This is a genomic window from Sphingomonas sp. GW821-FHT10C01 (genome assembly GCF_059415525.1).
The window spans coordinates 2,296,310-2,319,353 of the sequence record NZ_JBWKNK010000001.1; the positions used below are offsets into that span (position 1 = coordinate 2,296,310).

24 protein-coding genes are annotated in these 23,044 nt (G+C 66.9%); 18 read left to right on the forward strand and 6 right to left on the reverse strand.

Annotated features, from left to right (window positions below):
• Window positions 1-194 precede the first annotated feature (194 nt).
• Window positions 195-797 carry a hypothetical protein gene (locus AC07M1_RS11265; RefSeq protein ID WP_495162628.1) on the forward strand — a complete coding sequence of 201 codons (603 nt, stop codon included), beginning with the start codon at window positions 195-197 and terminating at the stop codon, window positions 795-797.
• A 1-nt stretch (window position 798) separates the two neighbouring features.
• Here the strand turns inward: AC07M1_RS11265 and AC07M1_RS11270 are convergent, their stop codons facing one another.
• Entirely contained in the window at window positions 799-1,242 is a 444-nt protein-coding gene (locus tag AC07M1_RS11270) for a host attachment family protein (RefSeq protein WP_495162629.1), read from the reverse strand.
• Window positions 1,243-1,330: 88 nt separating this feature from the next.
• Between AC07M1_RS11270 and serS the strand changes: the two genes are divergently transcribed.
• From serS to AC07M1_RS11345, 15 genes are all read left to right on the forward strand, one after another.
• Window positions 1,331-2,605, forward strand: coding sequence for a serine--tRNA ligase (serS, locus tag AC07M1_RS11275; RefSeq protein WP_495162630.1), 1,275 nt, complete (start codon window positions 1,331-1,333; stop codon window positions 2,603-2,605).
• A complete protein-coding gene (gene surE, locus AC07M1_RS11280; RefSeq protein WP_495162631.1) occupies window positions 2,602-3,366 on the forward strand; it encodes a 5'/3'-nucleotidase SurE in 765 nt (254 codons plus the stop codon). The genes serS and surE overlap by 4 nt, the downstream gene beginning before the upstream one ends.
• A 16-nt stretch (window positions 3,367-3,382) precedes the next feature.
• Window positions 3,383-4,453: a peptidoglycan DD-metalloendopeptidase family protein gene (locus tag AC07M1_RS11285; RefSeq protein ID WP_495162632.1), complete on the forward strand. Its 1,071-nt coding sequence runs from the start codon at window positions 3,383-3,385 to the stop codon at window positions 4,451-4,453.
• A 43-nt stretch (window positions 4,454-4,496) separates the two neighbouring features.
• A complete protein-coding gene (locus AC07M1_RS11290) occupies window positions 4,497-5,519 on the forward strand; it encodes a potassium channel family protein (RefSeq protein WP_495162633.1) in 1,023 nt (340 codons plus the stop codon).
• Between the two features lie 53 nt (window positions 5,520-5,572).
• Window positions 5,573-5,935: a hypothetical protein gene (locus AC07M1_RS11295; protein WP_495162634.1), complete on the forward strand. Its 363-nt coding sequence runs from the start codon at window positions 5,573-5,575 to the stop codon at window positions 5,933-5,935.
• A 27-nt stretch (window positions 5,936-5,962) separates the two neighbouring features.
• Window positions 5,963-7,537 carry a putative bifunctional diguanylate cyclase/phosphodiesterase gene (locus tag AC07M1_RS11300; protein WP_495162635.1) on the forward strand — a complete coding sequence of 525 codons (1,575 nt, stop codon included), beginning with the start codon at window positions 5,963-5,965 and terminating at the stop codon, window positions 7,535-7,537.
• 245 nt (window positions 7,538-7,782) lie between these two features.
• The gene (locus AC07M1_RS11305) at window positions 7,783-8,124 is read left to right on the forward strand and encodes a hypothetical protein (protein WP_495162636.1); all 342 of its coding nucleotides are present in this window, start codon (window positions 7,783-7,785) and stop codon (window positions 8,122-8,124) included.
• A 60-nt stretch (window positions 8,125-8,184) separates the two neighbouring features.
• Window positions 8,185-9,462, forward strand: coding sequence for a TolC family protein (locus AC07M1_RS11310; protein WP_495162637.1), 1,278 nt, complete (start codon window positions 8,185-8,187; stop codon window positions 9,460-9,462).
• On the forward strand, window positions 9,459-10,631 hold the full coding sequence (locus AC07M1_RS11315; protein ID WP_495162638.1) for an efflux RND transporter periplasmic adaptor subunit: 1,173 nt from the start codon (window positions 9,459-9,461) through the stop codon (window positions 10,629-10,631). Before AC07M1_RS11310 ends, AC07M1_RS11315 begins: the two co-directional genes overlap by 4 nt.
• Window positions 10,632-10,634: 3 nt before the next feature.
• Window positions 10,635-13,862, forward strand: a complete 3,228-nt coding sequence (locus AC07M1_RS11320) for an efflux RND transporter permease subunit (RefSeq protein ID WP_495162639.1) — start codon at window positions 10,635-10,637, stop codon at window positions 13,860-13,862.
• A gap of 60 nt (window positions 13,863-13,922) precedes the next feature.
• Complete coding sequence (locus tag AC07M1_RS11325; protein ID WP_495162640.1) at window positions 13,923-14,516, forward strand: cation efflux transmembrane domain-containing protein; 594 nt, start codon at window positions 13,923-13,925, stop codon at window positions 14,514-14,516.
• A complete protein-coding gene (locus tag AC07M1_RS11330) occupies window positions 14,513-14,734 on the forward strand; it encodes a hypothetical protein (protein ID WP_495162641.1) in 222 nt (73 codons plus the stop codon). Before AC07M1_RS11325 ends, AC07M1_RS11330 begins: the two co-directional genes overlap by 4 nt.
• Window positions 14,735-14,824: 90 nt before the next feature.
• On the forward strand, window positions 14,825-16,153 hold the full coding sequence (gene rimO / locus AC07M1_RS11335; RefSeq protein ID WP_495162642.1) for a 30S ribosomal protein S12 methylthiotransferase RimO: 1,329 nt from the start codon (window positions 14,825-14,827) through the stop codon (window positions 16,151-16,153).
• The gene (locus AC07M1_RS11340; protein WP_495162643.1) at window positions 16,153-17,052 is read left to right on the forward strand and encodes a hypothetical protein; all 900 of its coding nucleotides are present in this window, start codon (window positions 16,153-16,155) and stop codon (window positions 17,050-17,052) included. Before rimO ends, AC07M1_RS11340 begins: the two co-directional genes overlap by 1 nt.
• A 39-nt stretch (window positions 17,053-17,091) precedes the next feature.
• The gene (locus AC07M1_RS11345; RefSeq protein WP_495162644.1) at window positions 17,092-18,480 is read left to right on the forward strand and encodes a leucyl aminopeptidase family protein; all 1,389 of its coding nucleotides are present in this window, start codon (window positions 17,092-17,094) and stop codon (window positions 18,478-18,480) included.
• Here the strand turns inward: AC07M1_RS11345 and AC07M1_RS11350 are convergent.
• Entirely contained in the window at window positions 18,477-18,704 is a 228-nt protein-coding gene (locus tag AC07M1_RS11350; RefSeq protein ID WP_495162645.1) for a GFA family protein, read from the reverse strand. The genes AC07M1_RS11345 and AC07M1_RS11350 overlap by 4 nt on opposite strands.
• A complete protein-coding gene (locus tag AC07M1_RS11355; protein WP_495162646.1) occupies window positions 18,602-18,871 on the reverse strand; it encodes a GFA family protein in 270 nt (89 codons plus the stop codon). The genes AC07M1_RS11350 and AC07M1_RS11355 overlap by 103 nt, the downstream gene beginning before the upstream one ends.
• A 99-nt stretch (window positions 18,872-18,970) precedes the next feature.
• Here AC07M1_RS11355 and AC07M1_RS11360 point away from each other — a divergent pair, with 99 nt between their 5' ends.
• Entirely contained in the window at window positions 18,971-20,629 is a 1,659-nt protein-coding gene (locus AC07M1_RS11360; protein ID WP_495162647.1) for a thiamine pyrophosphate-binding protein, read from the forward strand.
• 6 nt (window positions 20,630-20,635) lie between these two features.
• Here the strand turns inward: AC07M1_RS11360 and AC07M1_RS11365 are convergent, their stop codons facing one another.
• Both AC07M1_RS11365 and AC07M1_RS11370 read right to left on the reverse strand, forming a co-directional pair.
• Window positions 20,636-20,959: a helix-turn-helix domain-containing protein gene (locus AC07M1_RS11365; RefSeq protein WP_495162648.1), complete on the reverse strand. Its 324-nt coding sequence runs from the start codon at window positions 20,957-20,959 to the stop codon at window positions 20,636-20,638.
• 165 nt (window positions 20,960-21,124) lie between these two features.
• Window positions 21,125-21,295, reverse strand: coding sequence for a CsbD family protein (locus tag AC07M1_RS11370; protein ID WP_495162649.1), 171 nt, complete (start codon window positions 21,293-21,295; stop codon window positions 21,125-21,127).
• 92 nt (window positions 21,296-21,387) lie between these two features.
• Here AC07M1_RS11370 and AC07M1_RS11375 point away from each other — a divergent pair, with 92 nt between their 5' ends.
• Entirely contained in the window at window positions 21,388-21,984 is a 597-nt protein-coding gene (locus tag AC07M1_RS11375) for a class I SAM-dependent DNA methyltransferase (RefSeq protein ID WP_495162650.1), read from the forward strand.
• Here AC07M1_RS11375 and thiS read toward each other — a convergent pair.
• The gene (gene thiS / locus AC07M1_RS11380; protein WP_495162651.1) at window positions 21,981-22,991 is read right to left on the reverse strand and encodes a sulfur carrier protein ThiS; all 1,011 of its coding nucleotides are present in this window, start codon (window positions 22,989-22,991) and stop codon (window positions 21,981-21,983) included. The genes AC07M1_RS11375 and thiS overlap by 4 nt on opposite strands.
• Window positions 22,992-23,044: the final 53 nt, after the last annotated feature.

A 23,044-nucleotide genomic window follows, 5' to 3' on the forward strand; every position in this document is an offset into this window, starting at 1 on the left:
TAAATGATCCTAAATAGGTCATTAACCATCCGAGAAATCGGTTACCCTTCCCCGGCCATTCTATAAAATTACTCCAGGAAATCGGAGAGTCGATTTCGAATACTGCGCGCGATCGCCGCGCGCGGGGGAGGTCAACCATGTCTGTTCGGATGGCAGTTGTGAAACTGTGCGCATGTCTATGCGCGGGCGCCCTGATGGGCGGGGGCGCGGTTCATGTCGCGGAATCGCGTGGCGACGGGATCGAACGGAAGCGCGTCATCACGAAGCGCACCATCCAGAAGCGCGTCGTCAAACGACCGGTGCGCAAACGGATCGTGCGCCGCACCGTCGTCTCCACGCGATGCCAGCCGCAAGCGCTCAGCATCACGACCGACGCCGCCGCGCTCGCCCTCCCGCCTCCGGTCTATGTGGACAGCGAGGGGGCCTTGTCGTCCAAGTACGGCGGCGGCTCGTCCAGCGGCTTCTTCATTGGCGATGGAATCTCGATGCCCGGTGGCCCGAGCTGGCCTGGAGGCCCGGGTGGGCCAGGTTCTCCGGGTGGCCCCGGCGGCCCTGGTGGTCCTGGTGGTCCGGGGGGACCGGGTGGTCCAGGAGGACCGGGCGGGCCGGGTGGTCCAGGGGGACCGGGAGGTCCAGGAGGACCGGGTGGGCCGGGTGGCCCCGGCGAACCCGGTGGCCCGGGCGGACTTCACCCCGTCCCGGCACCGCCGATGATGCTGTTGTTCGGCGCAGCGGCGGCGGCACTGGTCACGCGCAGGCGTTTCCAGCGCACCAAGTCGGGCGACGCCGTCAATTAGGCTATTCCGCCGCGATCAGCGCCCGCTCGATTTCCGCAATCGTATGGCGGGTGAGATCCTTGTCGATCTCGCCCGCCAATCGAGTCTCGACTTCCTTGTGATAATTCTTGCGCAGCTCGCCCAGCGTGCGCGGCGGCGCGACCACGATCAGCGACTCGAAGTCATTCTCCAGCGCGCGCCTGCGCAGCAGCTCCGCCGTCTCGGCGGCGAACCGGTCTTCCTCGATCTGGTGGAAGTCGGCTTCCTCATAGGCGCTCCGCCCCGGCCCCACGCTTGAAAAACTGCGTCCCGGCGCGTCCGTCTTGTGCTCGCCGTTCGACGGATTGTCCTGCACGCGCTTGCGTTCAAGCTGCAGGTTCGGATGCACCGCATCGCCCTCGTTGCGCAGGAACAGCATCTTGCGGCCATCGGCCACCACGACAAAGGCCTTATGTGGAAGCTGCATGGTTGATCTCCTTCTTGTGTCGGAAGATGAACGCATGCCGCGCGCGCCGGGTTGCGCGTGTGATCGCACGCCGCCATAGCCCTGCCCCATGCATGATATCCGCCTGATCCGCGACAATCCCGAAGCCTTCGACGCCGCGCTCATACGCCGGGGTGCTGAGCCGCTGGCCGCCAACCTCGTCACGCTCGACGAGCAGCGCCGCATGCTCACCACCATTCAGCAGGACCTGCAGGCCAACCGCAACGACCTGTCGAAGCGGGTCGGCCAGGCCAAGGCGGCGCGCGATGAGGTCGTGGCTCAGGCGCTGATGAACGAAGTCGCGGCGCTCAAGGAAGAGCTGGAGCGGCTGAATGGCGAGCAGGCGAAGGCCGAGGAAGCGCTCAAGACCGCGCTCGCCGCCATTCCCAACCTCCCGGCCGCCGATGTCCCGGACGGTGCGGATGAGGACGAAAACCAGCTGGTCCACTCGATCGGCACCCAGCCCGTCTTCACGTTCGAACCGCGCGAGCATGACGCGTTCGGCCCCGCGCTCGGCCTCGATTTCGAGACCGGCGCGTCGCTCGCCGGCGCGCGTTTCACGCTGGTGCGTGGCCACGCCGCCAAGCTCGCCCGCGCGCTTGGCCAGTTCATGCTCGATACGCTGACCGGCGATCACGGCTATGAAGAGGTGAACCCGCCGATCCTGGTCCGCCCGGACGCGATGTTCGGCACCGGCCAGCTGCCCAAATTCGCCGAGGACAGCTTCCAGACCACCGATGGCCGCTGGCTGATCCCCACCGCCGAAGTCAGCCTGACCAATATCGTGCGCGAACAGATATTGTCGGCCGAAACGCTGCCGCTGCGCTTCACCGCGCTCACCCCCTGTTTCCGGTCGGAAGCGGGCGCGGCGGGCCGCGACACGCGCGGCTATATCCGCCAGCATCAGTTCGACAAGGTCGAGATGGTCTCGATCGTCACCCCGGACGCGTCCGAGGCCGAGCATGAGCGCATGACCGCGTGTGCCGAGGGCATCCTCACCGCGCTCGGCCTGCCGTTCCGCCGCATGAAGCTGTGCGCGGGCGACATGGGTTTCTCCGCCACCCGCACCTATGATCTCGAAGTGTGGCTGCCCGGTCAGGCCCGCTATCGCGAGATCTCGTCCTGCTCGACCTGCGGCGATTTCCAGGCGCGTCGCATGAATGCGCGCTACCGCAACGCCGATGGCAAGCCGGCCTTCGTCCATACGCTCAACGGCTCGGGCCTGGCGGTGGGTCGCACGCTCGTCGCTGTGCTCGAGAACTATCAGCAGGAGGACGGTTCTGTCGCGGTGCCTGAGGCGCTCAAGCCCTATCTGCGCGGCCTCAACCGCCTCGAGCCCGCGTGAGAATCCTCCTCACCAACGACGACGGCGTCCACGCGCGCGGCCTTGAAGTTCTCGAACGCATCGCGCGGACGCTCTCGGACGATATCACCATCGTCGCCCCGCTTGAGGAACAATCGGGCAAGGGCCGCTCGCTCTCACTGACCGAGCCGGTGCGCCTGCGCAAATTCGGCGAGCGGCGTTTCGCCGTCACCGGTACCCCTACCGACGCGGTGATGATGGCGCTGGCCGAGCTGATGAAAGATTCGCCGCCCGACCTCATTCTCTCCGGCGTCAATCGCGGCGCCAATCTGGGTGAGGATGTCAGTTATTCGGGCACCGTCTCCGCCGCGATGGAGGGTGCACTCGCCGGCATCCGTTCGATCGCGCTCAGCCAGCGCTATGCCGCCCCCTCGCCGGGCGAGCGCGTCAGCTTCGAGGCGGCGGAACAATGGGGCGAACGCGTGCTGCGTCCCCTACTCGATGCCGACTGGGCTCCGCGCACGCTCATGAACATCAATTTCCCGCCCGTCCCTGCCGCCGATGTCAGGGGGATCAAGGCCGTCAGCCAGGGTCTGCGCGACTATGGCCGGATGAAGCTCGACAAGCGCACCGATCCGCGCGGTTTCGACTATTATTGGTTCGGCCTTGGCCGCGTCGATCACACCCCGGTTGCCGATACCGATCTCGAAGCGATCGAAATGGGTTATATCACTGTAACTCCGCTACATCTGGACATGACGCACCGCGAATCCCTTGATATGGTCACCCGGGCATTTGGTTAATGCCAGGGGGCGAGTCATGGTTGGCCGGGGGGCCTGTTTTCGGATTGTGATCGTGGCGGCGCTGGTGCCGCTCGCATCCGCGTGCATTCCTTCGGGCAGTGGTCCGCCGCCCGCGCGCAGCTATGCCGACGAGCCGCAAGAGGATCCGACGCGCGCGCCGCGGCGTGAAGACGTCACCGCCCTCCCCGCGCCGCCACCGGCATGGGAGGCACGCCGCGTCACCGCCGATGCGCGCACCGTCACCGCGTCGACCTATATCGTCCAGCCCGGCGACACGCTGCGCGGCATCGCCGCCACCACCGGCGCCGGTTCCGAAGCGATCGCGCGCGCCAATCAGCTCGAACGCCCCTTCGTCATCCGCGCGGGCCAGCGCCTGTCGATCCCGGGTGGCCGCTATCACCTCGTCCGCGACGGTGAGACCGGCATCGCCATCGCGCGCGCCTATGGCGTCGCCTGGAACGAGATCGTCACGGCCAACGACCTTGCCGAACCCTATATCCTGCGGACCGGCCAGCGCGTGCTGATCCCGGGTGCCGAGCGGCCTCGCACGCGCGAGGAGCGCGCCGCCGCCTTCCGCCTCGACATCGACGACATCGTTACGGGCAGCCAGCCCGCGATCCCCGAACGCGCACGGCCCACCCGGCCCACCGCTTCGTCCGCCCGCGTGCTTCCGTCAACCGCCGCGGTCGCTCCGCCGGCGGCGCTCAAGGGTCAGTTCCAATGGCCGGTGCGCGGCAATATCGTCCGCCGCTTCGGTCCGGTGGCCTCGGGCGAACGCAGCAACGGGCTCAAGATCGCCGTCCCGCTCGACACCCCGATCCTCGCCTCGGCCGACGGCACCGTCGCCTATGTCGGCAGCGACATTCCCTCGCTCGGCGGCCTGGTCATCCTTCAGCATGGCGGTGGCTGGACCACCGTCTATGGCCATGCCGGCCAGTTGCTCGTTCAGCGCGGCCAGTCGGTGAAGCGCGGCCAGATGATCGCGCTTTCGGGCGACAGCGGTGCTAACCGCGCGCAGCTCCATTTCGAGATGCGCCAGGGCCGCACTCCCGTCGATCCCGTCCCGCGGCTGCCCGCACGGCCCTAGCGTGCATTGATTGCCCGGCGATACCGGCTAGACTTTCGTCTCCATGCGTTTCTCTCCTCACGCCACGCTCAAGCGCAAATCGACCCTGCCCGTCTGGGTTTCGATCTCCTGGCGCGTGCTGGCGATCGTCGGCCTGCTCGCGCTGGCGATCGGCGTCCACTGGTTCGACCGGGAAGGGCTGCGCGACAATTATGACGGGCATATCAGCTTCGCGGACATCGTCTATTTCACGATGATCTCGATCACCACGACCGGCTATGGCGATATCGCGCCGGTCACCGAACGCGCCCGGCTGTTCGATGCGCTGGTGGTCACGCCGATCCGCGTCTTCGCGGTGCTGCTGTTTCTCGGCACCGCCTATAATTTCGTCCTCAAGCGTACATGGGATAGATGGCGCATGGCCTTGATCCAGCGAAACCTCCACGACCACATTATCGTCGCCGGCTTCGGCACCACCGGCTCCGAAGCGGTGGACGAACTGATCGCGCGCGGCACCGATCCCGGCAATATCGTGGTGATCGACGGCAATCAGCAGGCGCTGGAGCGCGCCCGTGAATGCGGCTGCGCGGTCATCCAGGGCGACGCCACGCGCGACGCGACGCTTGAGGACGTCAAGATCACCCGTGCCCAGTCGATGATCGTCAGCGCGGGGCGCGACGACACCTCGGTCCTCATCACGCTCACCGCGCGCCACCTCGCGCCCGATCTGCGGATCAGCACGGTGGTGAAGGCGGAGGATAACGAGCTTCCGGCCCGCGCCGCCGGCGCCACCACGGTGATCAACCCCGTGAGCTTCGCCGGGCTGCTGCTCGCCAGTTCGTGCAAGAGCCGGCACGTCGCCGATTACATGATGGATCTCGCCTCGATCGAGGGGCCGGTCGCGCTCAGCGAACGCCCGGTCCGCCCCGAGGAGGTCGGCCAGCCGCTCGCCGCCATCGCCACCGGCATCGGCCTGCGGCTCTATCGCGGCGGCACGGCCTATGGCTTCTTCACTGACGAGGCGAAAATGCTGATGGCCGGGGATATGATCGTCGAAGTGGTGCGGACGGGCCAGAAGGCCGCCTAACCGATTGGTAAGACGGCGGGCGTTATACCCATTTCGATAGTCAGGGGATCGTCATGACCGGACACATCGCTTCCAGCCTCACACCCGCCCGGCTTGGCGCCGGCCTGCTGCTTCTGCTCTGTTCGGCCTGCTCCGAAAGCCCCGGAAACGCGCAATTGGTCGAGGGGAATGCGATCAAGGCCGAAGAGCGGATCGCGGACGATGCCGACGAGCGCGCGGATCATCTCGACGAAGCCAGCGCCGAACTGGCCGATGAGGCTCGGGCCAAGGGCGGGTCCGCCGGTCAGGCGCTGCGCAACGAAAGCCGCGACGATCTCGACGCGGCGGCTGCGATCCGGGCCCAGGGTCAGGAACAATCCGTCGATGCGCGGGACAAGATCGAGCGCGACGCGAAGATCGTGGGAAATGGGAACTAGGCGCCCGCCTGAACGGGAAATAGGGCTATGACCTGGGTCGGTGTCCGGAGTTTCGTCATTCGCCACAGATTCGCCATTCGTGACATCAGCCTGCTGCTCGCGGCGCTGGGCGTGGTCGCCTATATCGCGTTCGCGATCGATCTGTTCGAGAATCAGGCCGGAATCGACGCGCGCACCGCGATCGTCGAACTCGACGAAGCCCTTCTGCTGGGGGCTTTGCTTGCCTGTGCACTACTCGCTTACGCCGCCAGACATTACCTCCGTCAGAAGCGCGAATTTGCTCGACGCCTCACCGCTGAACGTGAAATACGCAAGCTCGCCTATCAGGACGTACTGACCGGCCTGCCCAATCGCCGTCGCTTCGATGACGCACTGCGCGCCGCGCTCAATTCGCCGCCACGAGCCGATGCGGCACATGCCGTGCTCCTGCTCGACCTCAACGGGTTCAAGCGGATCAATGATGTTCATGGCCATGGTGCAGGGGACGAGGTACTTATTGGCGTGGCGCAGCGGTTGATGACCGCGATGCGGGACGGCGATCTTGTCGCAAGATTCGGAGGCGACGAGTTCGCGATCCTCGCCACCCACCTGGCCGATCCGGAAGCCGCGACCAACATCGCGCTCCGCGTGATCGAGGCGCTGGAACTCCCCATCCCCGCCGCCGGCGCCAGCCACCGCGTCGGCGCGGGAGTCGGCATCGCGCTGGTTCCGTCGGACGCCACGACGATCGAGGAGGCGATGCGCAAGGCCGATGTCGCGCTCTACCGCGCCAAGGGCGAACGCCGCGGCGCCCTGCGCTTCTTCGAACCCGGCATGGACGCCCAGATCCGGGAACGCGCCGTGATCGAGGATGCGCTTCGCGACGCGCTCGACCATGACCGCATCGACATCGTCTATCGCCCGACCTTCGACCTGCGCACCCATGCCGTGCTTGGATTCGACGCCGCGCCGCGCTGGCTGGACGCAGAACGCGGCGAGATCCCGCTCGAGCGGTTCATCGCGATCGCCGAGGAGGTCGGCCTGATCCATGAGATCGGCGAGCGCGTGCTGCGACGCGCCTGTGTCGCGGCCAAGACCTGGCCCGCACATGTGACCCTGTCGATCGATATCCATGCCAGCCAGCTCCGCGACGCGCAGCTCGCCGCGCGGATCATCCAGATTCTGACGGAAGCCGACATCGCGCCCGCACGGCTGGAGGTCGACGTGACCGAAAGCGCGTTCGTCGCCGATCTCGACAACGCCCGTAATGTGCTCGGCGCGTTGCGGGCGGCCGGAATCCGCATCGCGCTCGACAATTTCGGGACCGGCTATTCGAGCCTCTATCACCTGCGCAGCTTCCGCCTGGACAAGGTCAAGATCGACCGCAGCTTCGTCCGCGCGATGACCAGCCAGCGTGAGAGCGCCGGAATCGTCCAGGCGCTGGTCGGCCTCGGCCAAGGCCTGGGCATGACGATCGCCGCCGAAGGGATCGACGCGAGCGATCAGGAAGGCGCGCTGATCGGCACGGGTTGCGAACAGGGCCAGGGCGACCTGCTCGGCGGGCAGCTCAACGCCGAAGCCGCCGCCGCCTTGTTCGATGCGTCACAGAACGCATCGCGATAGTCCAGCAAATATCGCCTCATCCGGATAGTATAGAACCAATCGATTTCTGTTTATCTATAGCATAATTCCGTACGCATCCTCCAAAATCCAACACACCTCTCGGTCATTAATCTTTCAGATAGCGATACATCGATCGGCTTTGGAGAAAATTCCGGCAGCCTGGGATATGATACGCCATATCAACTTCCGAACCATTTGGTTTCTATGGTGACATTGAGTCCGCAACCCGGTAAGGGGCGGTTTCAATGGTCCGCCTACTCACCTTGATGCTGTGCGCGTTCGCACTGCTGTCGATCGGCACCGCGCCGATCGCGCATGCGGTGGAGCGGACGGTCTGCGTCGAGGTTTCGCGGACAATGACCGGTGCCGATACCGATCACGCCAAGCCAGGCGCACCGGATACCGACATGGGCGACAAGAATGTCGCGCATCAGCATGGTGGCTGTCACGGCCACCATTACGCGTCGCCCGCCGACATGGCGGTCGCGACCGAACTGACCTCTCGTGAAGACATGCGTATGCGCGGCCCCGCCTCGGCGTTGGCTCCCGCTGCGCTCGATCCAGCCTTGAGGCCTCCACAAGCCTGACGACCCATCGCCGCCGGCACGTGCCCGGCGGCCATTTCAGGTTGTCAGGAGAATTCCATCATGAAGTCCCTCTACGCGGCGATGCTCGCCGCGGCGTCCTGCGCAGGCATTGCGCAGGCGCAAACCGCGCCTCCAACCGCGCCCGTCGCGGCCGGAGAGACGCTGACGCTCGATCAGGTCTTGACCCGCGCCGGCGCGATCTCGCCCGCCGGTGAAGTTGCGGCTCTGGAAATCGAAGCATCCGAAGCCGGCCGCAGGGTCGCGGCGCTTCGGCCCAACCCGTCGATCAACGTCGATGTCGAGAATGTGATCGGTACTGGCCCGGCTCGCGGCCTGAGCGGCGCGGAGACCACGATCGGTTTCGCCCTGCCGCTCGAACTCGGTGGCAAGCGACCGGCGCGAATCGCGGTGGCCGAAGCGAAGACGGCGCGCGCGCGCGTCGATGCGGTGGCGGCCAACGCCGACCTCAAGCTGCAGGTCACCCAATCCTATATCGAGGCGGTCGCGGCCGAGCGCCGGTTGGCCGTTGCCCAGGCCCAGGTCGGCGTCACCGCGGAGAATCTGCGCATTGCCCGCGACCGTGTCGTCGTCGGCGCCAACTCCCCGATCGACGAACAGCGAGCCGCGCTGCTTGCCGTCAATGCCGAAGCCGAACTCGAACGTGCGCGCAGCAGCGTCGCGGCGAGCCGGGCGGCGCTCGCGCAATTCATCGGTACCGACCTGTCCGGCGCGCTCGATCAAGGGTGGTTTGAAACGGTCGAAATCGTTCGCGCCGGTCCGGCCACGCCGCCGAACGCCGACGGCACCTTGGCGCTCGCCGCAGCCGGTGCCGATGTCACTACCGCCGAAGCACAGCTACGGCTCGCGCGCAGCCAACGTATCCCCGATCTGACGCTGAGTGCCGGAACGCGCCGCCAGCAAGCGACGGGCGATGTCGCGATGCTGTTCAGCGTGTCGGTACCACTGCCAGTATTCAACAACGGCCGCGCCGCCGTGGATCAGGCGACCGCGCTGCGCAACCAGAGCGAAGCCCGGCGGCGTCTCGCGCGGTTCGATGCCGAACGGGCGATTACCGCCGTCCGCGGCGAACATGATCGCGCCGCGGCAAGCGTCCGCGCTTCCGGCCCGGTTCTGGCCGCAGCCCAGGAAGCCGCGCGGATCGCACGGATCGGTTACGGCGAGGGCAAGTTCGATCAGCTCGTCCTGCTCGAGGCCGAACAGGCGCTGCTCGATGCCCGCACCGCCGCCATCGACGCCCGCGCCCAGTATCACGACGCCGAGGCACGGCTTGCCCGGCTCACCACGCCGGCATCGGCGCCAACGGGGAACACGCAATGAAGAAGCTCATGATCGGAGCCACGGCGCCGCTCGCCCTGGCGATTCTGCTCGCCGGCTGTTCGGGCGGTGAGCCGGCGGCCAACAATAGTGCCGAGGCCAAGGCGGAAACCGGCGGCAACGAAGCCGCACCCGCCAAGGCCGAAGAGGACGAGGAAGGCGCGATCGCGCTGACGCCGCAACAGATCAAGGCGGCGGGGATCGAAGTCATCCGCGCCACCGCCAGCGGCGGTGGCGCCCTCATCCTCCCCGCGACGATCGAGGGAGACCCGCAAGGAACCCAGGTCGTCTCCGCAGCGATCGGCGGTCGCGTCGTCGCGCTCAACCGCAACCTGGGCGAGCCGGTCGCGCGCGGCCAGGTGGTCGCTGTGATCGAGAGCCGCGAGGCGGCCACGCTCCGCGCCGAAGTCGAGGCGGCGGGCGCACGCGCCGCGCTGGCCCGCTCGAACCTTCAGCGCGAAGAGCGATTGTTCAAGCTGCGCGTCTCGCCCGAGCGTGATCTGATCGCGGCGCGCACCGCCGCGACCGAGGCCGGGATCGCGATGCGGCTTGCCCAGCAACAGGTCTCGGCTGCGGGCGTCGGCGGTGGAGCGCTCAACCGCATCGGCGTGACCGCGCCGATCGGCGGGCGCATCACCGCGCGGCCGGTGGTGCTTGGGCAAACGGTTGCGGCGGATGCCGAGCTATTCCGCGTGTCCAACCTCTCTCGCGTCGCGGTCAGCGTTTCGCTGTCGCCGGCGGACGCCGCGCGAGTCGCGGTCGGCACCCCGGTCGAGGTGAGCGCAGGCGGGCGGCGTTCACTCGCTCGGATCAGTTTCGTCTCGCCAGTGCTGGACGAGGCCACGCGGCTCGTCACCGCGATCGCACTGATCGACAATCGCGGCGGCCAGTGGCGCGTCGGTGAGCCAGTTACCGCGTCGATCGGTCTGCCCGGCGAAGGTAGCGGCACCGTCAGCGTGCCCGCGGCAGCGGTCCAGACCGTCGAGAACCGGAACATGGTGTTCGTGCGCACACCCACCGGCTTCCGCGCGCAGCCGGTCACGCTCGGCGCACGCGGCGCCGGCACCGTCACGATCAATTCTGGCCTGACCGGGCGCGAGGAGATCGCAGGCAATGGCAGCTTCACCCTCAAGGCCGAACTCGGCAAGGGCGAAGCCGAGCATGGGCATTAAGTCATGATCGAACGCATCGTCACCTTTGCGGTCGAGCGGCGCTGGTTCGTGCTGCTCATCACCCTCATCGCCGTCGTCGTCGGCGCCTTCTCCCTGTCGAGATTGCCGATCGACGCCGTTCCCGACATCACCAACAACCAGGTCCAGATCAACGTCCGCGCCTCTGCCCTCTCGCCCGAACTGGTCGAGAAACAGGTCGCCTTCCCGATCGAGACCGCGCTCGCCGGCATCCCCGGCCTTGAATATACCCGTTCGCTGAGCCGCAACGGCTTTGCGCAGGTAACGGCCGTGTTCACCGACGCGACCAACATCTATTTCGCCCGCCAGCAGGTCGCGGAACGGCTGAGGACCGCCGAAGAAAACCTGCCCGAGGGGGTCGCGCCCGAGATGGGGCCGATCGCCACGGGTCTGGGTGAAGTCTATATGTGGACCGTCCACATGGCCCATCGGCCGGAGGACAAACACAAGCCTGGCGACCCCGGCCTGCAGCCCGACGGCAGCTACATCACCCCCGAGGGCGACCGGCTGGTCAGCGAAGCGGACAAGGCGACCTATCTGCGCACCGCGCAGGACTGGATCGTCGCGCCGTTGCTCAAGTCCGTCCCCGGCCTGGCCGGTGTCGATTCGATCGGCGGCTATGTGAAGCAGTACCAGGTGGTGCCGGACGTGCAGCGCCTGACCGCGCTCAAGCTCAGCCTCGGCGATCTCGCCGCCGCATTGGAGGCGAACAACAAGGCCGTCGGCGCGGGCGTGGTCGACCGCAATGGCGAGGGTCTTGCCGTGCGCTCCGACGCGCGCATCGCCAATGCCGACCAGCTCGCCCGCACCGTCATCGCGACGCGCAACGGCGTGCCGATCCTGCTCAACCAGGTCGCCACGGTGAAGCTCGGTCAGGCGATCCGCATGGGTTCGGCGTCGGAGAATGGCGGCGAGGTCGTCGTCGGCACCGCGATCATGCGGATCGGCGAGAACAGCCGCAACGTCGCCTCTTCGGTCGCGACACGGCTGGACAGCATCAACGCATCGCTGCCGACCGACATCATCATCCAGCCGGTGCTCGACCGCACCGGCCTGGTCAACTCGACGATCAAGACGGTGGCGAAGAACCTGTCCGAAGGCGCGCTGCTGGTCGTCGTCGTGCTGTTCCTGCTGCTCGGCAATTTCCGCGCGGCGCTGATCGCGGCGCTGGTGATCCCGGTCACGATGTTGATGACCAGCTTCGGGATGCTGCGCGGCGGGGTCTCGGCGAACCTGATGAGCCTCGGCGCATTGGACTTCGGCCTGATCGTCGACGGCGCCGTCATCATCGTCGAGAATGCGCTGAGACGCATCGCCGAGCGCCAGCACCATATCGGCCGCACGCTCGACAAGGGCGAACGGCTTCAGGTGGTGGCGAGCGCGACGCGCGAGATGATCCGCCCATCGGTCTATGGCCAGGCGATCATCATCCTCGTCTACGTACCGCTGCTCACCCTGACCGGGGTGGAGGGCAAGACGTTCACGCCGATGGCGCTGACCGTCATCCTCGCGCTGGTCTGCGCCTTCGTCCTCTCGCTAACCTTCGTGCCGGCGATGCTCGCCATCTGGCTGTCCAAGCCGGTCGAGGAGAAAGAGGGCCGGATCATGTCGTGGCTCAAGCGCCGCTATGAGCCGGGCCTGACCCGCGCGATGAAGCGGCCGCTCATCACGATCGTGGCCGCCGTGGGCGCGTTCCTGATCGCGATCGGCGCGTTCGCGACGCTGGGGCAGGAGTTCCTGCCACAGCTCGACGAAGGCGACGCGACCGCGCAAGTGCTGCGCGTGCCGGGCACCTCGGTCGAGCAGAGCCAAGCGATGCAATTGCGCGTCGAAAAGGCGATCGCGGCGATCCCGGAGGTGAAGTTCGTCTTCTCCAAGACCGGTACCGCCGAGCTCGCGTCGGACCCGATGCCGCCCAACATCTCCGACACCTTCATCATCATGAAGGACCGCAAGGACTGGGCGAACCCGAAGCTGCCCAAGGCCGAGCTGGTGGCCAAGATCGAGAAGGCGCTGGAAGGGCTTCCCGGCAACGCGTTCGAGATCAGCCAGCCGATCCAGATGCGCTTCAACGAGCTGATCGCGGGCGTGCGCGGCGACATCGCGGTCAAGGTGTTCGGCGACGACACCGATGCGATGAACGCGACCGCCAACCAGATCGCCGGCATCCTGCGCAAGGTGCCGGGGGCGACCGATGTTCGCGTCGAGCAGACCGAAGGCCTGCCGATGCTCGACATCCGGCCCAATCGCGACGCGATGGCGCGGCTGGGCATCACCGCGCAGGTTATGCAGGACACGCTTGCCGCCGCGATCGGCGGACGCGACGCCGGCATGATCTTCGAGGGCGACCGGCGCTTTGCGGTCACCATCCGGCTGACCGATGCGGCGCGTGCCGATCTGCAGACGCTGGGGCAAGTCCCCGTGCCGACGCCGGACGGCGCGTTCGTCCCGCTGGAGAGCATCGCCGATATCGCGGTGACGACAGGCCCGAACCAGATCAGCCGCGAGAACGGCAAGCGCCGCGTGGTGGTTCAGGCCAATGTCCGCGGCCGCGACGTCGCCGGCGTGGTCGAGGACGCCCGGGCACAGATCGCCACGCAGGTCCGGTTGCCGGCGGGCGAATATCTCGAATGGGGTGGCCAGTTCGAGAATCTCCAGTCGGCGAGCCAGCGCCTAATGCTGGTGGTCCCGGCCTGTTTCGCGCTGATCATCCTGCTGCTCTACGGAGCCTTGGGAAGCGTGCGCGATGCGGCGATCGTGTTCACCGGCGTGCCGCTTGCGCTGGTGGGCGGGGTGCTCGCGCTGTTCCTGCGCGGGATGCCCTTCTCGATCACCGCGGCGGTCGGATTCATCGCGCTGTCCGGTATCGCGGTGCTCAACGGGCTGGTCATGGTCACGTCGATCCAGGACCTGATGGCGCGCGGCGTCAGCAGGGCCGAGGCGGCATGGCAAGGCGCGCTCGCACGTCTGAGACCGGTGGTGATGACCGCGCTGGTCGCCTCGCTCGGCTTCGTGCCGATGGCGATCGCGACCGGATCGGGGGCGGAGGTGCAGAAACCGCTCGCCACGGTCGTCATCGGCGGCCTGATCTCGGCGACGCTGCTCACCCTGTTCGTCCTGCCCACGCTCTACGCCCGCTACGGCCGGCGCGAGACCGACGTGGCCGAGGTCGAGCACGAAGAGCCGCGCGGCACGCCGCAACCGGCGCACTAGCAACCTATCGCCCACCGTCGCCCGGCGCGGCGGTGGGCGCTTGTTCGAAAGGGCCATGGGATGGCGGAACAACGAACCGGAGGACAGGAGCATGAGCGGCGAACCTTGTGGCTCGTCCTCGTGCTCAATGCCGGTCTCGCCGGCGGATTGCTGGCGGCGGGTGCGCTTGCGGATTCGAGCGCGCTGATCGCCAACGGGTTGGACAACCTTTCCGACGCGGCGGTCTATACACTCAGCCTTGTCGCGCTTCGCCGCAGCCGGGTGTGGAAGACGCGCGCCGCGATGGCGTCCGGCGTGATGCTGCTGCTGTTCGCGATCGGGGTGCTGATCGATGTCGGCCGCCGCTTCGTCGAAGGGAGCGAGCCGATGGGGCCGATGATGATGGCGATGGCCACGGTCGCGGCGGTGGTGAACTGGGTGTGCCTGCGCAAATTGCAGGGGATCGAAGAGCCCGACGTCAATCTGCGCGCCGCAACCACCTTCAGCTTCAACGACTTCATTTCCAACGGCGGTATCCTGGTCGCCGGGGTGCTGGTGCTGTGGCTCGGGCAGAATTGGCCTGACCTTGTCGTCGGCGTCGCCACCGCATTGGTCGCGATCGGGGGCAGCATCGAAATCCTGCGCGACGCCCGCGCCGAAGGGAGCCGGCCATGACGGACGCCGAAACCCCTCCGCGCAGGCTGCGGCGCCCGTGGACTGCGGAAGACGACGCCGAGTTCCGCCGGCTGGCCGCCGAACGGCAACCACCCGGTGAGATCGCCCGCCAGCTTGGGCGAACGATCGACGCGGTGCGCGGTCGGGCGGTTCATCTCGATATCGTATTGGCCTCTTCGCTTCGGCCCTGGCGTACAACCGTGCGCCGTTCACCGTAGTGCGGATGAGACGATGACAAGCCGGGCGAGGTTGTCCCCTCGCCCGCCCTCTATCTTTTTTCGCAAAATTCCTTATGTGCGCGCCCAATCATGGCAACGCGACTTCCCGAAGCCCCCAAGGTGGGCATGGTGTCGCTCGGCTGTCCCAAGAATCTGGTCGACTCCGAGCGTATCCTGACCAAGCTCCGTTCCGACGGCTATGCCATGTCGGCCGACTATGCCGGCGCCGACGTGGTGCTGGTCAATACGTGCGGCTTCCTGGACAGCGCCAAGGAAGAGTCGCTCGAGGCGATCGGCGAGGCGATTGCCGAGAATGGCCGCGTCATCGTCACGGGCTGCATGGGCAAGGAGGCGGAGGTCATCCGCGCCCGCTTCCCCAACGTCCTCGCGGTCACCGGTGCGCATCAATATGAGGAAGTGGTCGGCGCGGTGCACGACGCGGCGCCGATGCCGCCCAACGCCTTCCTCAACCTGGTGCCCGACAGCGGCCTCAAGCTGACCCCGCGCCATTACAGCTATCTGAAGATCTCGGAGGGCTGCAACCACCGCTGCGCCTTCTGCATCATCCCGGCGCTGCGCGGCGACCTCGTCAGCCGCCGCCCCGACGCGATTTTGCGCGAGGCGGAAAAGCTCGTCGAAGCGGGCACCAAGGAACTGTTGGTCATCAGCCAGGACACGTCGGCCTATGGCGTCGACATCCGCAAGGAACCACGGATGTGGAAGGGCGAGCAAATCGTCCCTCACATGACCGATCTCGCCCGCGAGTTGGGCAAGATCGCACCCTGGGTGCGGCTGCATTACGTCTATCCCTATCCCCATGTCGATCAGGTCATCCCGCTGATGGCCGAGGGGCTGATCCTCCCCTATCTCGACATCCCGTTCCAACATGCCAGCCCCACGGTGCTGCGCACGATGAAGCGCCCGGCGAACGAAGCGAAGGTACTGGAGCGGCTTAAGAACTGGCGCAGCATCGCGCCGGACATCACGATCCGCTCGACCTTCGTCGTCGGCTTCCCCGGCGAGACCGAGGATGATTTCCAGTATCTGCTCGACTGGCTGGACGAGGCTCAGCTCGACCGCGTCGGCGCGTTCCGCTTCGAGCCGGTCGAGGGCGCCGCCGCCAACAACCTGCCCGGCGCGGTGCCGGAAGAGGTCAAGGAAGAGCGCTACGCTCGGATCATGGAAAAGACCGCCGCGATCAGCGCCGCCAAGCTGCAGGCCAAGATCGGCCGCACGCTTGAGGTGATCATCGACGAGGTCGAGGACGATGGCGCCAACGCTCGATCACAGGCCGATGCGCCCGAAATCGACGGCACCGTCTTCCTTCGCGATGCCGGCCATCTGAAACAGGGCGATATCGTCAAGGTCGAGATCGAGGACGCCGACGAGCACGATCTGTACGGCGTGCCGCTGGCCTGATGCTTGCCCGCGCCGCTCTCGCCGCCGCCCTGTGGCTGGCGCTGAGCGGCACGCGACAGGATGACGGGGTGCGCCGCACCCCGGTCGATCCGCTGACCATCGCCGACGATGATTTCGCCCGCCACCGCGATCCGGCGGAATGGCGTGGCTTGGCGGTCAGCCAGATCGAATTCCGCGAGGAACGCGGCGCCTGGCGCCTGTTCCGTATCGCCAACACCAAGAAACCGCGTGGCCCGCTGTGGTTCGTGCCCCACGATAACGAGAATGCCGGGTTCGAAGCCGCCCTTGCCGGCGTCCGCAAACATGGCGGCGTGGTGATCGCGGTCGACTCGGGGATCGTCGAGGACGGCCGCCGCCGCAACGGCGCGGTCGACCGCGGCCGCCCGATCGATCCCAACCGCAATTTCCGCGACGGCTATCCCCGCTACGCCAACACCGTCCTTGCCGACTATCGCAGCGGCGCCCGTCCGATCATCGCGCTGCACACCAATTCGCCCGGCTTCGACATCTCCTCGTCGAGCTGTAACCAGTCCGACCCGCCCGGCCGGGGCGAAGTCTCGATCCGTTTCTGCGACGATGTGATGCAGCCCTCCCCATCGCGGAGCCGCACCTGGCCGTTCGATGACGACGATACACTGGCCTATGTGCCCTGGCGCAGCGGCACATCGCCGGCGACGGCATGGTGCGGTCGAGCACTCGACAAGGCCGATTTCAATGTCGTGTTCGAGCGGGTCGGCGTCACCGACGGCTCGCTGTCCAACTACGCACTGCTGCACGGGCTGGACTATGTGAACTTCGAAACGCGGGAGCGCGGCCTCGATCCGATGGTGCTGGCGGAGAGCCGCAGCCGCCTTTCCGCGATGATCGATCGCGCGCTCACCCTCTGCCTTCGCCGATAGCGCTTGGCGGCCAGCCCACAGGATGTTTACATCACCGCAATGACCGACCTCTCCCCGCTGCTTCAGCCCGATCGCGGCCAGCCCGCGCGCATCATCCACGTCGTCCATCCCGACAAATGGACCGAATGGCTCAAGGGCCAGCCGGTACGCGTCCGCACCGCGATCACCGCCAACAAGGTGGTGGGCAAGGCCGGCAACCGTGCGGTGCTGCCTGGCGACAAGGACGATGACTGGTCGATGCTGCTGGTTTGCGACGAGGCGGAAACCTCGCCCTACCGCATAGCCTCGCTCGGCGAGCAATTGCCGGAGGGGACCTATCGTCTCGCTTCCGGCGAACCCGGCGCGGCGATGCTCGGCTGGGTACTCGCCCAGTATCGCTTCGACCGTTATCGCAAGGACGAGAACCCGGTCGGTCCCCGCACGCTGTTGACGGGTGAGCCGGGCCGGATCGAAGAGACGCTGCGCCTCGCCGCCGCGACCTTCAAGGTGCGCGATCTGGTCAATACCGCCGCCGCCGACCTTGGCCCCGCCGAACTGGAGGCCGAAGCCGCCGCGCTCGCCAAGGCGAATGGCGCGACGCTTAGTATCACGCGAGGCGACGCGCTGGAGCAGGGATATCCGATGATCCACGCGGTCGGCATGGCCGCCGCGCGTGGGCGCGAGCCGCGCCTGATCGAGCTGGAATGGGGCGACCCCAAGCATCCGCGCCTCGCGCTGGTCGGCAAGGGTGTGTGCTTCGACACCGGCGGTCTCGACATTAAGCCGAGCGCGGGCATGCGCCTGATGAAGAAGGATATGGGGGGTGCCGCCCACGCGCTGGCGCTCGCCGGCGTGGTGATGGCGCAGCGCCTTCCCGTCCGCCTCCACCTCCTCATCCCGGCAGTCGAGAATGCGGTCGCGGGCAACGCCTTCCGTCCCGGAGACGTGCTCAAAACGCGCAAGGGCCTTACGGTCGAGAACACCAATACCGACGCCGAGGGGCGGCTGATCCTGGGCGACACGCTCGCCAAGGCGGTCGAAGCCAAGCCCGACCTGATCCTCGACTTCGCCACACTGACCGGTGCGGCGCGGGTTGCGCTCGGCCCGGAGCTTCCGGCGCTGTTTGCCAACACCGATGCGCTGGCAAACGATCTGCTCGATCACGGCATTGCGCAGAAGGACCCGCTGTGGCGCCTTCCGCTCTGGGACGGCTACGACGAGATGCTGAAGTCGGACATCGCCGACATGGTCAATTCCGCCGACGGCCCCTTTGCCGGACCGATCACCGCCGCGCTGTTCCTTCGCCGGTTCGTGCCCAAGCAGATCGCTTGGGCGCATTTCGACCTGTTCGCCTGGCGCCCCACGCCCAAGCCAGGCCGCCCCAAGGGCGGCGATGCGATGAGCCTTCGCGCGGTCTGGTCGATGCTCAAGGCACGCTATCCGTCCTAGTCGATATGCTCCATCCCCGGAGCATCGACTGCCACCCAGGCGAATTTGCGCTCTTCATAGACCGAGTGGACGGGCGGAGCGAAGGCGTGCGGATCGGCGAACGCGCCGAGCGCGACCGCGATCACATCCGGCTGGCCATCGAATGTGTACCAGACCGTCGATCCGCAGTGGGTGCAGAAGTGGAAGCTGCCGACCCCACCCTCATCGCCCGTCCGCTGCCACATGCGGTCTCGCCCGAGGTGACGACATTCTCGGCGGCGAAACGGGCCTGCGCGGCGAACGTGCTGCCGCTGCGCCGTTGGCACGCCAGGCAGTGACAGACCGAAATCCGCACCGGTTCGCCCGAACAGGCCGCCGTCACCGCACCGCACCCGCAACTCGCCACCCGCATCGCCTACTCTCCCGTCGTCCTGCCCAACCCTAAGCAATATCGCGATTCTACGCCATTACCCGGCTCGACTTCCCCGCCACGGGGCGCCAGAAAGGCGGCATGACGACGCTTCGCAACGGTGGCCGCATCCTGGTCGACAATCTCGTGGCCCAGGGCTGCGATCGTATTTTCCACGTTCCCGGCGAAAGCTTCCTTGCAGTGCTCGACGCGCTGCACGACGTGCCCGAAATCGATCTCGTCACCTGCCGGCAAGAGGGGGGCGCCGCGTTCATGGCCTGCGCCGACGGCACGATGACCGGCAAGCCCGGCGTCTGCTTCGTCACGCGCGGCCCGGGCGCGACCAACGCCAGCATCGGCGTCCATGTCGCGATGCAGGATTCGCAGCCGATGCTGTTGTTCATCGGCGACGTCGATCGCTCGATGCGCGACCGCGAGGGCTTTCAGGAAGTCGATTTCCCCGCGATGTTCGCCCCGCTCGCCAAATGGGCGACCCGGATCGAGGATGCCCGCCGCATCCCCGAGTATGTGGCCCGCGCCTGGAACGTCGCGATCAGCGGACGCCCCGGTCCGGTGGTGATCGCGCTGCCCGAGGACATGCTGCTCGATGAGGTCGAGGCGCTGGATCGGCCGGTCTCAACCCCCTACCCGCTGATGCCCGACGTCAATGAGGAAGCGGCGCACCAGATCGTCGAGCGTATCCGCACCGCGAAACGCCCGATGGCAATCGTCGGCGGCGCGGGCTGGGACGTTTCGACCGGCCTCCACTTCGCGGCCTTCGCCGAGCGCTGGGGCATCCCGGTCGCGGGCGCCTTCCGCCGTCAGGACGCGATCGCGAACACCTCCCCAGCCTGGGCCGGCAATCTCGGCTATGGCCCCAACCCCAAGCTAACCCAGCGCATCCGCGATGCCGATGTGCTTCTGGTCGTCGGCGCGCGGCTCGGTGAAGCGACCACCGACGGCTATACGCTCGTCACGCCCGACCACCCCGGCCAAACGCTGATCCATGTCCACCCGGACCCGGAAGAGCTCAACCGCGTCTATCACGCCGACATGGCGGTATGCTGCGACGTCGGAATCTTCGCCGACATGCTCTCCAGCCTGAAGCCATTGGACACGCCCTTTCCGGATGGTGCCGAAGCCCATGCCGACTGGCTCGACTGGTCCACGCCCAAGCCACGCGAGGGCGTCACCCTCGACCTCGGCCAATGCGTCGCCGCGATGCGCGAGCGGCTGGGACCGGACGACGCGATCATCTGCAACGGCGCGGGCAATTTCTCGGGCTGGTGGCACCGCTATTGGCATTACGGCGCCCAGCCGACCCAGCTCGCTCCCACCTCCGGCGCGATGGGTTATGGTACCCCCGCCGCGGTCGCCGCCGCGCTCCGCCACCCCGACCGGCTCGCCGTCGCGCTCGCCGGCGACGGCGACTTCATGATGAACGGCCAGGAACTCGCCACCGCGATCCAGCACGACGCGAACATGCTGGTGCTGATCATCGACAACGGCGCCTATGGCACGATCCGCATGCATCAGGAGCGCGAGTTCCCCGCGCGCCTGTCCGGCACCACGCTGCACAATCCCGATTTCGCCGCGCTCGCCCGCGCCTATGGCTGCTGGGCCGAAACCGTGGTCAAGACCGACGAGTTCGCGCCGGCGCTGGATCGCGCACTGGCGCAGAGCGGCGTCCGCCTGCTGCACCTCAAGACCGATGTGGAGTTCATCACCCCCGGCACCACGATCACCGCGATCCGGGGGTAAGGGAGGTCAGGCCGCGACCAGCGCCCGCTTTTCGGCCATCGCGGCGGTGACCGCCTCGCCCGCCCAACGCTCGCACAGCCCGACCGAGCGCGCGAACGCCTTGACGAACCCCTTGGCGTAGATGCGTCCGGGGATCATCTCGAACTGCTCGTCCTCGATCGCGTGGAGATAGCGGATCGGCACGCGCGTCTGCGCGGCGACCTGCTCGATCGTCATCTCGCGCTCACGGCGCGCCTGTGCGAGCACATAGCCCAGGCTGCCGCGCGGTTCGACGCGCCACTCGCCATGAGCGAAAGGAAGTACTGGATGTTCGGCAACGGCGTTGATCACGAGTCGAGCCCCCCGGATGGCTGACTTGCGCCGGGAAAAGCCCGGCCCGAAAGCAGGATAATGCACAACGAAAGTTAACGAGTCGAATCGGCCCATCCATGAAAAAGGGCCGCTTCCCGCAGGAAACGGCCCCTAATCCGTCTTTTATGCGGATTTGTTGCAAGTTCAGATATCGTCGCCGAGCGCGCCCTTGACCTTGCCGGCGAACTGCTGAGCCTTGCCTTTCAGCTCCTGCTTCTCACCGTCCGCGCGCGTTTCGGGGTCCTTGCTGTGCTGCTTGGCCTTGCCGATCGCTTCGTTGACGTTGCCTTTGATCTTGTCGACGAGTTCGCCCATGATGGCCTCCTGTGATTGGTGGGTTCGGACTATCCAATCGATGGGGGATGGAACGGTTCCTGAAAGGCGCCAGAGCGTGGCGGATCTGCGGCGTGCCTGACCGTATCGCGGAGCTGTACCAGCGCCACGCCCACGCGTTCGATGCCGCGCGCCGCAGAAGCTTTCCCGAACGCATCTGGCTCGACCGCCTGATCCGGCACCTGCCCAAGGACGGCGACCTGCTCGATCTGGGTTGCGGCGGCGGCGAGCCGCTCGCGCGCTACCTCATCGACCGCGGCTTTCACCTGACCGGGGTCGATATCGCGCCGACGATGGTCCACCTCGCCCACACCCGCTTCCCGCGCCATCGCTGGATCGAAGCGGACATGCGCAAGTTCGGCGCCGAATCGAGCATCTATGACGGCATCATCGCCTGGAGCAGCCTGTTCCACCTCGACGTCGAATGGCAGGAGAAGCTCATCCCGCGCATCGCCGTCTGGCTCAAGCGCGGTGGGGTCGCGCTGCTCAACACCGGCCCCGCGCGCGGCATCGCGATCGGTGAGCTGGAGGGCGAGGAGCTGTTCCACGCCAGCCTCGCCCCCGCCGAATATCGCGCCCTGTTCGCCAGCTGCGGCCTTGCCGTGATCGCCCACCGCATCGAGGATCCCGATTGCGGCGGCATGACCGTGTGGCTGGTGGGACGAGTCTAGATCAGGCCCGCCAGCGGGCTCGACGGATCGGCATAGCGGCGCTTGGCCATACGCCCCGAAAGATAGGCCAGCCGCCCGCCCTCGACCGCAAGCCGCATCGCGCGCGCCATCATGATCGGCTCCTTGGCCTCGGCGATCGCGGTGTTCATCAATACGCCGTCGCAACCCAGCTCCATCGCCACCGCCGCGTCGCTCGCCGTGCCCACGCCCGCATCGACCAGCACCGGCACCTTGGCGCCTTCGACGATCAGGCGGATCATCACCTGGTTCTGGATGCCCAACCCCGATCCGATCGGCGCGCCCAGCGGCATGATCGCCACCGCGCCGGCATCCTCCAGCCGCTTCGCCGCGATGGGATCATCGGCGCAATAGACCATCGGCTTGAAGCCTTCATTGGCGAGAATCTCGGTCGCGCGTAGTGTCTCGAGCATGTCGGGATAGAGCGTCTTGGCCTCGCCCAGCACCTCGAGCTTGACCAGCTCCCAGCCACCCGCCTCGCGCGCCAGCCGCAGCGTGCGGATCGCGCTGTCGGCGTCGAAGCAGCCGGCGGTATTGGGAAGGTAGGTGATCTTCTTGGGATCGATATAGTCCATCAGCATCGGCGCATTGGGATCGCTGACATTCACCCGGCGCACCGCAACGGTCACGATCTCCGCGCCCGACGCCTCGACCGCCGCCGCGTTCTGCTCATAATCCTTGTACTTGCCGGTCCCGACGATCAGCCGTGAGTGGAAGGTCTTGCCGGCGACGGTCCAGGTGTCGTCACTCACGGCTGCGGCATGATCGCCACCACCAACGAAATGGACGATCTCCAGCTCGTCGCCATCCTCGACCAGGACCTGCGCCAGCGTCGATCGCGGCACCACCTCCAGGTTGCGCTCGACCGCCACCTTTTCTGGCGCGAGGCCCAGCTCCGATGCAAGCTGCGCGAGCGTGATGCCGCCCGCAACGCGGCGATGCTCGCCGTTGACCGTGATGGTGATCGTGCCGTCGCTGTGAGTCTGCATACTGGATACTGGTCCTTTCGCTGGGGCGCGATATAGCGACTGGCGCAAAAGCT

Excerpts from the sequence above, each read along its gene's own strand:
- AC07M1_RS11265 (WP_495162628.1), top strand. The coding sequence starts at position 195 with ATGGGCGGGGGCGCGGTTCATGTCGCGGAATCGCGTGGCGACGGGATC.
- AC07M1_RS11270 (WP_495162629.1), bottom strand. The coding sequence starts at position 1,242 with ATGCAGCTTCCACATAAGGCCTTTGTCGTGGTGGCCGATGGCCGCAAG.
- serS (WP_495162630.1), top strand. The coding sequence starts at position 1,331 with ATGCATGATATCCGCCTGATCCGCGACAATCCCGAAGCCTTCGACGCC.
- AC07M1_RS11285 (WP_495162632.1), top strand. The coding sequence starts at position 3,383 with ATGGTTGGCCGGGGGGCCTGTTTTCGGATTGTGATCGTGGCGGCGCTG.
- AC07M1_RS11290 (WP_495162633.1), top strand. The coding sequence starts at position 4,497 with ATGCGTTTCTCTCCTCACGCCACGCTCAAGCGCAAATCGACCCTGCCC.
- AC07M1_RS11295 (WP_495162634.1), top strand. The coding sequence starts at position 5,573 with ATGACCGGACACATCGCTTCCAGCCTCACACCCGCCCGGCTTGGCGCC.
- AC07M1_RS11300 (WP_495162635.1), top strand. The coding sequence starts at position 5,963 with ATGACCTGGGTCGGTGTCCGGAGTTTCGTCATTCGCCACAGATTCGCC.
- AC07M1_RS11305 (WP_495162636.1), top strand. The coding sequence starts at position 7,783 with ATGGTCCGCCTACTCACCTTGATGCTGTGCGCGTTCGCACTGCTGTCG.
- AC07M1_RS11310 (WP_495162637.1), top strand. The coding sequence starts at position 8,185 with ATGAAGTCCCTCTACGCGGCGATGCTCGCCGCGGCGTCCTGCGCAGGC.
- AC07M1_RS11315 (WP_495162638.1), top strand. The coding sequence starts at position 9,459 with ATGAAGAAGCTCATGATCGGAGCCACGGCGCCGCTCGCCCTGGCGATT.
- AC07M1_RS11320 (WP_495162639.1), top strand. The coding sequence starts at position 10,635 with ATGATCGAACGCATCGTCACCTTTGCGGTCGAGCGGCGCTGGTTCGTG.
- AC07M1_RS11325 (WP_495162640.1), top strand. The coding sequence starts at position 13,923 with ATGGCGGAACAACGAACCGGAGGACAGGAGCATGAGCGGCGAACCTTG.
- AC07M1_RS11330 (WP_495162641.1), top strand. The coding sequence starts at position 14,513 with ATGACGGACGCCGAAACCCCTCCGCGCAGGCTGCGGCGCCCGTGGACT.
- rimO (WP_495162642.1), top strand. The coding sequence starts at position 14,825 with ATGGCAACGCGACTTCCCGAAGCCCCCAAGGTGGGCATGGTGTCGCTC.
- AC07M1_RS11340 (WP_495162643.1), top strand. The coding sequence starts at position 16,153 with ATGCTTGCCCGCGCCGCTCTCGCCGCCGCCCTGTGGCTGGCGCTGAGC.
- AC07M1_RS11345 (WP_495162644.1), top strand. The coding sequence starts at position 17,092 with ATGACCGACCTCTCCCCGCTGCTTCAGCCCGATCGCGGCCAGCCCGCG.
- AC07M1_RS11350 (WP_495162645.1), bottom strand. The coding sequence starts at position 18,704 with ATGTGGCAGCGGACGGGCGATGAGGGTGGGGTCGGCAGCTTCCACTTC.
- AC07M1_RS11355 (WP_495162646.1), bottom strand. The coding sequence starts at position 18,871 with ATGCGGGTGGCGAGTTGCGGGTGCGGTGCGGTGACGGCGGCCTGTTCG.
- AC07M1_RS11360 (WP_495162647.1), top strand. The coding sequence starts at position 18,971 with ATGACGACGCTTCGCAACGGTGGCCGCATCCTGGTCGACAATCTCGTG.
- AC07M1_RS11370 (WP_495162649.1), bottom strand. The coding sequence starts at position 21,295 with ATGGGCGAACTCGTCGACAAGATCAAAGGCAACGTCAACGAAGCGATC.
- thiS (WP_495162651.1), bottom strand. The coding sequence starts at position 22,991 with ATGCAGACTCACAGCGACGGCACGATCACCATCACGGTCAACGGCGAG.